Consider the following 11,837-nt stretch of genomic DNA (forward strand, 5'->3'; position numbering starts at 1 on the left):
TTTTCTATAACTCATTATATTAATATTGACTTTTCTATATTAGCATTTATAGCCATTTTATCGCTTTATTTAAATTATTTACTAGAAAATGTTATTTTTTTATTTTAATAAAATAATATCAATTTTCTTTTAACGCTGATACAAAAAATTGCCACTGCTTGCTTAAACAAACAGTGGCAAACATTATCCATTACTTGGGAAATTTATTTAATATCCATAGAATATTTCATTATAAAGAAAAAAACCATTTAATCCATTAAACCCATCACATTTGTCGAGTAAGAACTTTAAACGCTAGTATAAGTTTAATAACAATATTACTAGCTTATTTCTCAATATAATAATGAGTGTAGTGCTATTTTCTCATTAGCAACATCTCTTTTTAACTATCATGAAGATTGGTATTTAAGTAACGATTTTAGTTTTAAATAACGCCGACTCAGTCGCCATTTTAATTTTAAAGTTGTCGCATGTTGCCAAGTAATTTGCCAGTATCCTTCGTCAAAAAAACGCTTAACCATCTCATATTTAATTTTTGGTGATTCAATTGCTTGAATAGACAATACAACACCAAAGCCTTCCTTTCCAATCTGCCACCAACAAGCTGGAGTTTGATTTACTGCACTAGGATATTTTTTATAAATATCCATTAACATATCAATAATTTTTAAATAGGTATTAACCTTACGCACGCGTAAAGCATCGCCACATAATGAATGAGAAACTGATTTATTGTGAATAAAATAATCATAATAAGATTCATTAATAAACTGCACGCGCTTTGCATTAAGCAATATTTCTGTTGTCCAAGGAATATCTTGATGATGTAGTTGCGGTTCAAACTGATACTGATGATCACGAATAAAACTTAACTTATAAATATTCAGCCAAGTAACGTGTAAAAACTTACCTGAACTTAAACCTTTTTGTAACCATTCAGTTCCTGAAATTATGTCAGTCGATGGAACTTTTTTTAAAGGAAAAATTAATTTAGAGGGTGAGCCATCCATATAAACATAAGTACCATTACACATAGCAACATCTAAATCACCCAACTTTGCCAACGTTAATAAACGGTTATACATCCCTAAATGAATGATATCGTCAATATCAGGAAAAGTTATATATTTACCTGTCGCCATATTCATTCCTACATTTCGAGCGACAGATACCCCGAGATTTTGCTGATGTAAAATTTTAGTATTTGGGAATCGTTCTCTACATTCCTCTAATAATAAAGCGCTATTATCTGTTGAACCATCATTGACTAATATAAGCTCCCAATTTTCTAGTTTTTGTTGCTCAAGACAATTAAAAAATTTTGATAAGAATGGTTCGCCATTAAATACAGCAACAACAATACTTAGCATCGGTTCAGCTAACATATGTTTACCTTAATCATTATCTTTTTATTGAGGTTATTTAATCTTATATCAAATATTCAATAGATAAATGTTTAGGTGCTCAATTTTGTTAAAAAAATAGAATAATAATATTACCAATATCAAATAAATATACCATAAGATAATTTGCATAATTAATTATCTATTAATGTAAGCATTAAAATTAATATAAATAACACTTATATTATTGATACAAAAAAATTACATTAGGATCAAAATTGTTATGCAAATTTTATATTGAAAATAGCTATTTTTTAGACAAAAAAAGCCACCCTTAGGTGGCTTTTTTAACATAATTAAAGTCTGGCAGCTCCCTACTCTCACATGGGGAGACCCCACACTACCATCGGCGCTACGGCATTTCACTTCTGAGTTCGGCATGGGGTCAGGTGGGACCACCGCGCTATTGCCGCCAGACAAATTCTTTTTTCGCTATCCTGTTTCATTACGCTGCTATCTCGGCCAGCCTTTCGCCTCATTCACATACCTCAGTATGCACCTAGCGCCAGCTCACTGCCATTCACGTAAATTCCTACAGGAGTCAATCTCCGAACAAGCTAAAATTTCTTCTCTCTTCTCAAAACACCTTCGGTGTTGTCAGGTTAAGCCTCTCGGGTCATTAGTACTGGTTAGCTCAACGTATCGCTACGCTTACACACCCAGCCTATCTACGTCCTCGTCTCGAACACCCCTTATAGGACATTGCTGTCAGGGAAGACTCATCTTGAGGCAAGTTTCCCGCTTAGATGCTTTCAGCGGTTATCTCTTCCGCACTTAGCTACCAGGCTATGCCATTGGCATGACAACCTGTACACCAGTGGTGCGTCCACTCCGGTCCTCTCGTACTAGGAGCAGCCCCCCTCAATCTTCCTTCGCCCACGACAGATAGGGACCGAACTGTCTCACGACGTTCTAAACCCAGCTCGCGTACCACTTTAAATGGCGAACAGCCATACCCTTGGGACCTACTTCAGCCCCAGGATGTGATGAGCCGACATCGAGGTGCCAAACACCGCCGTCGATATGAACTCTTGGGCGGTATCAGCCTGTTATCCCCGGAGTACCTTTTATCCGTTGAGCGATGGCCCTTCCATTCAGAACCACCGGATCACTAAGACCTACTTTCGTACCTGCTCGCGCCGTCACGCTCGCAGTCAAGCTGGCTTATGCCTTTGCACTAACCTCACGATGTCCGACCGTGATTAGCCAACCTTCGTGCTCCTCCGTTACGCTTTGGGAGGAGACCGCCCCAGTCAAACTACCCACCAGACACTGTCCTCAGCCCGGATTACGGGCCTAAGTTAGAACATCAAACATTAAAGGGTGGTATTTCAACGTTGGCTCCATGCGAACTGGCGTCCACACTTCAAAGCCTCCCACCTATCCTACACATCAAGGCTCAATGTTCAGTGTCAAGCTATAGTAAAGGTTCACGGGGTCTTTCCGTCTTGCCGCGGGTACACTGCATCTTCACAGCGAGTTCAATTTCACTGAGTCTCGGGTGGAGACAGCCTGGCCATCATTACGCCATTCGTGCAGGTCGGAACTTACCCGACAAGGAATTTCGCTACCTTAGGACCGTTATAGTTACGGCCGCCGTTTACTGGGGCTTCGATCAAGAGCTTCGCCTTACGGCTTACCCCATCAATTAACCTTCCAGCACCGGGCAGGCGTCACACCGTATACGTCCACTTTCGTGTTTGCACAGTGCTGTGTTTTTAATAAACAGTTGCAGCCAGCTGGTATCTGCGACTGGCTTCAGCTCCATGGGCGAACCACTTCACCTAACGCCAGCGTGCCTTCTCCCGAAGTTACGGCACCATTTTGCCTAGTTCCTTCACCCGAGTTCTCTCAAGCGCCTGAGTATTCTCTACCTAACCACCTGTGTCGGTTTGGGGTACGATTAACGGTTACCTATCGCTTAGAGGCTTTTCCTGGAAGCTTGGCATCAACTACTTCACCACCTTGGTGGCTCGTCATCACGCCTCAGTGTTATAGCCATGCGGATTTGCCTGCACGACCCACCTACACGCTTAAACCGGGACAACCGTCGCCCGGATAGCCTAGCCTTCTCCGTCCCCCCTTCGCAGTAACCCTTAGTACGGGAATATTAACCCGTTTCCCATCGACTACGCTTTTCAGCCTCGCCTTAGGGGTCGACTTACCCTGCCCCGATTAACGTTGGACAGGAACCCTTGGTCTTTCGGCGAGCGGGTTTTTCACCCGCTTTATCGTTACTTATGTCAGCATTCGCACTTCTGATACCTCCAGCAGACCTCTCAGTCCACCTTCGACGGCTTACAGAACGCTCCCCTACCCAACAACATTGCTGTTGCTGCCGCAGCTTCGGTGCATGGTTTAGCCCCGTTACATCTTCCGCGCAGGCCGACTCGACCAGTGAGCTATTACGCTTTCTTTAAATGATGGCTGCTTCTAAGCCAACATCCTGGCTGTCTAAGCCTTCCCACTTCGTTTCCCACTTAACCATGACTTTGGGACCTTAGCTGGCGGTCTGGGTTGTTTCCCTCTTCACGACGGACGTTAGCACCCGCCGTGTGTCTCCCGTGATAACATTCTTCGGTATTCGTAGTTTGCATCGGGTTGGTAAGTCGGGATGACCCCCTAGCCGAAACAGTGCTCTACCCCCGAAGATGAATTCACGAGGCGCTACCTAAATAGCTTTCGGGGAGAACCAGCTATCTCCCGGTTTGATTGGCCTTTCACCCCCAGCCACAAGTCATCCGCTAATTTTTCAACATTAGTCGGTTCGGTCCTCCAGTTAGTGTTACCCAACCTTCAACCTGCCCATGGCTAGATCACCGGGTTTCGGGTCTATACCCTGCAACTTAACGCCCAGTTAAGACTCGGTTTCCCTACGGCTCCCCTATGCGGTTAACCTTGCTACAGAATATAAGTCGCTGACCCATTATACAAAAGGTACGCAGTCACCCCACCCCAAAGTACTCCGTACTTTGCGGCGGTTGCCTTCGGCAACCCACCCCATCCCAGTCAATTGGCCTGATGCGTCTTAAATCAGATTTTACCTGATTCAATCTAAATCACGCCTTGATTCGTTGGGACTTACACTGCTTGATTGGATTGGTTGGGCGTCGCTACGCTCCGCCAACCGCCAAACAGCGTGCAGAAATACTTTGTGGTGGGGCTCCCTCGCTTGTACGTACACGGTTTCAGGTTCTTTTTCACTCCCCTCGCCGGGGTTCTTTTCGCCTTTCCCCTCACGGTACTGGTTCACTATCGGTCAGTCAGGAGTATTTAGCCTTGGAGGATGGTCCCCCCATATTCAGACAGGATAACACGTGTCCCGCCCTACTCTTCGAGCTCACAATACTAACATCTTCGGATACGGGGCTATCACCCTTTATTGCTGGCCTTTCCAGACCCTTCTCCTGATACTAATATCGATGCTGACTCTGGGCTGCTCCCCGTTCGCTCGCCGCTACTAGGGGAATCTCGGTTGATTTCTTTTCCTCGGGGTACTGAGATGTTTCAGTTCCCCCGGTTCGCCTCGTTTGACTATGAATTCATCAAACGATAGTGCATTAATGCACTGGGTTTCCCCATTCGGACATCGCCGGCTATTACGCTTCATATCAGCTTACCGACGCTTTTCGCAGATTAGCACGTCCTTCATCGCCTCTGACTGCCTAGGCATCCACCGTGTACGCTTCGTTCGCTTAACCTCACAACCCGAAGATGTCTTTATTTCACTATCATTCTGATAGGTTATGGCTGCGCGTGCAGCAATTCTTTGTTGGGCAGTGCTCGCAATGCTCACGTACTTTTGTACGCTGCGCTTGCTGCGCGCTGGCCGCCTCGAATTCCTGACTGCTCGCTCATAATGCCTGCCTTCCTGACAGCGAATACACTTCACGTTGGAGTTTGAGAGTTCTCCACATTATTTTTCTCAATAATGTGTGTTTCAATTTTCAGCTTGTTCCAGATTGTTAAAGAGCATTATTATTCGCAGCATACTGTTGCCAGCCTGCTCTGAATAACTTTTTATCTAGTTTTATCTTGCAATATGGTGGAGCTAAGCGGGATCGAACCGCTGACCTCCTGCGTGCAAAGCAGGCGCTCTCCCAGCTGAGCTATAGCCCCATTAAGATTCTTGTATCATTACTCCTTCCCGCTAACTTCGCCTTTAGGCAATATCTGCCAGCAATCTTGGTAGGCCTGAGTGGACTTGAACCACCGACCTCACCCTTATCAGGGGTGCGCTCTAACCACCTGAGCTACAAGCCTAATGATACCTTCTGCTCAATCTTCATCAGACAATCTGTGTGAACACTCACATTCCATCTATCTCGGTAAGGAGGTGATCCAACCGCAGGTTCCCCTACGGTTACCTTGTTACGACTTCACCCCAGTCATGAATCACAAAGTGGTAAGCGCCATCCCGAAGGTTAAGCTACCTACTTCTTTTGCAACCCACTCCCATGGTGTGACGGGCGGTGTGTACAAGGCCCGGGAACGTATTCACCGCGACATGCTGATCCGCGATTACTAGCGATTCCGACTTCATGGAGTCGAGTTGCAGACTCCAATCCGGACTTCGACGTACTTTCTGAGTTCCGCTTCCCCTCGCAGGCTCGCCTCTCTCTGTATACGCCATTGTAGCACGTGTGTAGCCCTACTCGTAAGGGCCATGATGACTTGACGTCATCCCCACCTTCCTCCGGTTTATCACCGGCAGTCTCCTTTGAGTTCCCGACATAACTCGATGGCAACAAAGGATAAGGGTTGCGCTCGTTGCGGGACTTAACCCAACATTTCACAACACGAGCTGACGACAGCCATGCAGCACCTGTCTCAGCGCTCCCGAAGGCACGCCTCTATCTCTAAAGGCTTCGCTGGATGTCAAGAGTAGGTAAGGTTCTTCGCGTTGCATCGAATTAAACCACATGCTCCACCGCTTGTGCGGGCCCCGTCAATTCATTTGAGTTTTAACCTTGCGGCCGTACTCCCCAGGCGGTCGATTTAACGCGTTAGCTCCGGAGGCCACAGTTCATGACCACAACCTCCAAATCGACATCGTTTACAGCGTGGACTACCAGGGTATCTAATCCTGTTTGCTCCCCACGCTTTCGCACATGAGCGTCAGTCTTTGTCCAGGGGGCCGCCTTCGCCACCGGTATTCCTCCACATCTCTACGCATTTCACCGCTACACATGGAATTCTACCCCCCTCTACAAGACTCTAGCTAACCAGTCTTGAATGCCATTCCCAGGTTAAGCCCGGGGATTTCACATCCAACTTAATTAACCGCCTGCGTGCCCTTTACGCCCAGTAATTCCGATTAACGCTCGCACCCTCCGTATTACCGCGGCTGCTGGCACGGAGTTAGCCGGTGCTTCTTCTGTCGCTAACGTCAATTGCTAAGACTATTAACCTTAACACCTTCCTCACGACTGAAAGTACTTTACAACCCGAAGGCCTTCTTCATACACGCGGCATGGCTGCATCAGGCTTGCGCCCATTGTGCAATATTCCCCACTGCTGCCTCCCGTAGGAGTCTGGGCCGTGTCTCAGTCCCAGTGTGGCTGATCATCCTCTCAGACCAGCTAGAGATCGTCGCCTAGGTGAGCCTTTACCCCACCTACTAGCTAATCTCATATGGGTTCATCCGAAGGTGTGAGGCCAGAAGGTCCCCCACTTTGCTCCTTAGAGATTATGCGGTATTAGCCACCGTTTCCAGTGGTTATCCCCCGCCTTCGGCCAGATCCCCATACCTTACTCACCCGTCCGCCGCTCGCCGGCAAGAAAGCAAGCTTTCTCCCGCTGCCGCTCGACTTGCATGTGTTAGGCCTGCCGCCAGCGTTCAATCTGAGCCATGATCAAACTCTTCAATTAAAAGTTTGATGCTCAAAGAATGTTTTACTGGCCGTAACGCTTTTTTTGCTACTTTGTCGACATTTTACTGCCTTCACCGTTGCCCAAAATAACGTTACTGCTTATTAGTTCATATATGAATTAACTGTTTTGTCACTCTTCAAGACTTAATCTTCAAATAGTTTTTGATGATGTCTTGCGAGTGCCCACACAGATTGTCTGATTAATTGTTAAAGAGCGTGCGACCGGAGTCGCGAGGTGGCGTATATTACGCTTTTCACCTGTAAAGTCAAGTAGTTATTTCTACTTTTCTTTACCCTGCGTCGCTAAAATCCACTTCAACTGATTGGTTCTATACTAACTCAGTGGGGGCGCATTATAGGGAGTTTTATGTGACTAGCAAGCAATAATTTGTAAACTTGAGTTGTTTGCTGTTTTTTTCAACAAAAATGCGAGAAAATAGCCATTTTTAATGAAATTTTTATTTAAGCGCATTAAATTCACGCGCAAAGTATTCGACTTTTTGCCAATCAGTATATTCAATTTCTTTATTTGTATTCGTTTCTCCGCCCGTTATTTTCATAATAAATTGGATCATAATACGATCAAACCAGTTATATTGGGGATAACATAGCGCGCCTGCAAACACATTAGTGAGAGCCGGTTGCCACGGAGTTTTAGCTAAAAATTTACGTACATAAACATTTGTTTCAGGTGTATCTTTATCCTTTTTCCTGGCCGTTAGATTAACGCCAAAAAATGCACTTGGCATGGTATTCAACTCTTTTTGGTGATTTTGCGCAAAATTTAATACCGTAGGATTAAAATGACCATAACGTATTGAGGCTCCAACTAATACTTTTTGGTAAACAGAAAGATTAAAATTTTTATCCATATTTAAATCTCTGACATCACATTGTTTACCCTCTTTACGTAAATATTCAGTAATTTTAAGTATTATCTTTTTAGTCTGTCCATTTTCACCAGAATAAAGTAGCAAATAGCTCATGAGTTACCTTTAAAATTATATAATGGATTATTCCCGCCAAAAGGTTGGTGTGAAAAGAACCAGTAATGTGAAAACTTCCAATCGGCCAAATAACATAGTAACAATTAGGATCCATTTTCCCGTTGGATTCATGGTGGTAAAGTTTTCAGCTACCGAGCCTAATCCTGGCCCTAAATTATTGAGTGTTGCTGCAATTGAGGCAAAAGCAGAAAACTCATCTACGCCGGTAGCGATTAACAATAATAAACTGATAAGAAAAACCAAAGCATAAGCAGAAAAGAAACCCCAAACGGCTTCAATAATACGTTCAGGTAATGCTCTAGCGCCTAATTTTATCGTGTAAACAGCATTTGGATGTACCAAACGTTTTAACTCACGAGAACCCTGCAAGAATAATAACAAAATTCGAATAACTTTTAATCCACCTCCAGTTGAGCCCGCACATCCGCCGACAAAAGCTGCACAAAGTAATAATATTGGTAGGAAAAGTGGCCAATTTGCAAACCCATCAGTACTAAAACCGGCTGTTGTTGCCACAGAGACAACCTGAAAAAAGGCTTGATCAAATGTTTCAAAAAGTGAGTCGTAAACTGAATGATATAGAAGTACTAGCGTACAAATGACGATCAATACTAACTGAAAACCGATGAATACTCTAAATTCGGGATCACGCCAGTAAATTGTCAAACTACGCCCGGATAAAACGGCAAAATGAAGACCAAAATTACAGCCAGAAATCAGCAAAAAAATAGCAATAATGGTGTTGATAGCAGGGCTATTAAAGTAGCCAATACTTTGATCATGAGTAGAAAATCCACCAATAGCAACAGTAGAAAAACTATGGGAGATAGCATCAAAGACGTCCATGCCAGCACCCCATAATGCTATTGCGCATACTATCGTGAGTAAAACATAGATTAACCAAAGTGTTTTTGCCGTTTCCGCAATCCTTGGACGCATTTTATTGTCTTTAAGTGGTCCAGGCATTTCTGCCCGATAAAGCTGCATTCCACCTACGCCTAATAAAGGTAATATGGCTACCGCTAAAACAATGATCCCCATGCCACCTAGCCACTGTAACATCTGTCGATAAAAGAGTATTGCTTTGGGTAAAGCATCTAACCCAACCAATGTGGTTGCTCCAGTTGTTGTTAAACCGGAAAATGATTCAAAAAAAGCATCGGTAACCGAAAGATGAGGCCGATCAGAAAAGATAAAGGGTAATGCCCCAACACTACCTAACACGGTCCAAAAAAGGGCAACGATCAGAAAACCTTCTTTAGGTTTTAGATCATGTCGATTATTTCTGTTTGGTATCCATAGCAGTAAACCTATAATTAACGCCGCAACAAAGGTCTGGCTAAAGGCACGTCCTGCTCCATCTCGATAAATCAATGCAACTATGCCTGGAATAATCATAGTGACAGAAAATAAGATAACAAGTAGCCCAACAATTCGGGTTATTGCTCGAAAATGCATGAATGGTTCCTTGAGAATCTAGTTATAACCTTAAGATTTAGGGACTAAATTTAATGCGCCTCTACTCAAATTACATAATTTATCAGCAAACTTTTGTTCAGCATTGGCAGGAAGGGAAATTTCTAATATCACATTTTCACTATATTCCCGCACAAGGATCTGCCCCGATGATTGTTGTATTAATTGCTCAACCATTTTTATATGCGTATATTCACAATATATTAAATAATATTTTTGTAGCACTTTTTGCTGTGTGTTTAAAAGTCCCAATGCTTGTTGAACACTATTACCATAAGCTCTAACCAATCCGCCAGTTCCTAATTTGATACCACCAAAATAACGAACAACAACCACGGTAATTTCACCAATATGGCTAGCTAACAACTGGGTGATCATCGGCTTACCGGCCGTACCTGTTGGCTCTCCATCATCAGAAAAACCTAACTGTTGACAATCATCAGGTCTACCAGCGACATAGGCCCAACAGTGATGTCGAGCATCCGGGTATTTATGCTTGATAGTTTGGATAAAATTTTTCGCTTCAGCAACTCCATCAGTATGTTCCAAATAAGTAATAAAACGACTTTTTTTAATCTCTTCGGTAACCACAACCGACTCTGCAGGTATCAAATAGGCATTCATTATTTTAAATGTAAATTACGCGTCATATTTTCAACTTTATTTTCATATATGATGATATTATCTTCGATACGAATACCACCATTTGGCATAAGGGACGCAATTTTATGCCAGTTAAAATATTTACTAAACGATCCTTCGCGCCAAGGAGCCAATAGTGTCTCTATGAAGTAGAGACCAGGTTCAATAGTTAATACCATACCAGGTTGTAAGATACGCGTGCAACGTAAGAAAGGATAACATTCTGGCGCAGACAAAGCAGCTCCTGTCTCATCCTGCATAAATCCACCAACATCATGAACTTGTAATCCCAAAAGATGGCCTAAACCATGGGGAAAAAAGGGAGTTGTAAGCCCCTCTTTTATCATTGCCTCTTCACTGATATTGCAAATAATGCCATGATCTAGCAGTAAAGATGCAATATGTTGATGCATCCGATAATGATATTCAGTATAGCGAATACCCGATTTAATTGTATCGATCAATATCTGTTGTTTACTATCTAGGTCGTTAATCAAATTAGCAAATTCATTATTATTTTTGCCCGCATACGTACGCGTAATATCTGCGGCATAGCCATGGTATTCAGAACCCGCATCAATTAAAAAACTATACATTTTTTTTGGTGGTTGATATTTCAATTTAGTGTAGTGGAGTACTGAACAATTTTCATTGAGAGCAATGATATTACTGTATGGAACGTCGATATCTCGCTGACCCGCTGCCTGCAAGTAACTAATATTAATATCAAATTCACTCGCTCCTTGATAAAAAGCCTCACGGGCAGCATGATGACCCGCTATTGCCATTTTCTGCGCTTGCTGTAAGCAACTTATTTCATAGTTTGTCTTATAAGCACGATGGTAATGAAAATAATCTAATACCGGTTTATGATTAATATTAACTGCCGAAATACCTAATTCCTTAGCTTGAGCAATAGATTCACCAATATAACCAATATGCTTTTTATCTAATTGAAACAACCATTGTTTAATATCATTAGCCTGTTTTAAATGAAACAACTCAAACTCTTTTACCCAAAAGCTATCCGGTAAGGGGTCAATGCTATGCCAATAATCAATTGGCGAATAAAACCATAACTTAGGCTTGCTCACTCCATCAACTAATAACCAACAATGGGCAACTTGAGTAATAGGTAGCCAAGCTTTGAAATGTGGATTAGCTCTAAATGGATAATGATAATCATCAAGAAAAACGCCTTGTGGCTCTCCAGAATGGATAAGTAAGGCATTCAATTTATTATTTTTTAATACATACTGCGTACGTTGCTGTAATATTTTAATATGTTCTTGATATTGACTAGCAAGATTTTCCATTTTTAGTTCACCTATTTTTTTATCTCTAATATCCAGCAAAATAACACATTAAATATTATCATTAATTTAATGAATGCGTTTTCCCAATTAAAGTGTCTTCTTTTTATTAATAAAAACAAA

At 42.7% G+C, this 11,837-nt stretch carries 5 protein-coding genes, 2 tRNA genes and 3 rRNA genes; all 10 read right to left on the reverse strand.

The annotated features are described in order from the left end of the window. Nucleotides 1-389: 389 nt before the first annotated feature. Nucleotides 390-1,385: a glycosyltransferase gene (locus QE177_RS11745; protein ID WP_280549849.1), complete on the reverse strand. Its 996-nt coding sequence runs from the start codon at nt 1,383-1,385 to the stop codon at nt 390-392. 319 nt (nt 1,386-1,704) lie between these two features. Next, nucleotides 1,705-1,820 (reverse strand): 5S ribosomal RNA (gene rrf / locus QE177_RS11750). A gap of 181 nt (nt 1,821-2,001) precedes the next feature. Next, a 23S ribosomal RNA gene (locus QE177_RS11755) occupies nt 2,002-5,104 on the reverse strand. 342 nt (nt 5,105-5,446) lie between these two features. Continuing rightward, nucleotides 5,447-5,522 (reverse strand) — tRNA-Ala (locus QE177_RS11760). Nucleotides 5,523-5,589: 67 nt separating this feature from the next. Further along, nucleotides 5,590-5,666, reverse strand: a tRNA-Ile gene (locus tag QE177_RS11765). Nucleotides 5,667-5,732: 66 nt separating this feature from the next. After that, nucleotides 5,733-7,274 (reverse strand): 16S ribosomal RNA (locus tag QE177_RS11770). Together the 16S, 23S and 5S rRNA genes with 2 tRNA genes alongside form the textbook arrangement of a ribosomal RNA operon. Nucleotides 7,275-7,734: 460 nt before the next feature. After that, nucleotides 7,735-8,262, reverse strand: coding sequence for a menaquinone-dependent protoporphyrinogen IX dehydrogenase (gene hemG / locus QE177_RS11775; RefSeq protein ID WP_280549851.1), 528 nt, complete (start codon nt 8,260-8,262; stop codon nt 7,735-7,737). Nucleotides 8,263-8,289: 27 nt separating this feature from the next. Beyond that, complete coding sequence (gene trkH / locus QE177_RS11780) at nt 8,290-9,741, reverse strand: Trk system potassium transporter TrkH (RefSeq protein WP_280549853.1); 1,452 nt, start codon at nt 9,739-9,741, stop codon at nt 8,290-8,292. 30 nt (nt 9,742-9,771) lie between these two features. Further along, complete coding sequence (locus QE177_RS11785) at nt 9,772-10,383, reverse strand: IMPACT family protein (protein ID WP_280549855.1); 612 nt, start codon at nt 10,381-10,383, stop codon at nt 9,772-9,774. Then, entirely contained in the window at nt 10,383-11,717 is a 1,335-nt protein-coding gene (gene pepQ / locus QE177_RS11790) for a Xaa-Pro dipeptidase (protein ID WP_280549857.1), read from the reverse strand. Before pepQ ends, QE177_RS11785 begins: the two co-directional genes overlap by 1 nt. Between the last annotated feature and the right edge of the window lie 120 nt (nt 11,718-11,837).

Source organism: Arsenophonus sp. aPb (assembly GCF_029873475.1).
In the GTDB taxonomy this organism is placed as follows: domain Bacteria; phylum Pseudomonadota; class Gammaproteobacteria; order Enterobacterales; family Enterobacteriaceae; genus Arsenophonus.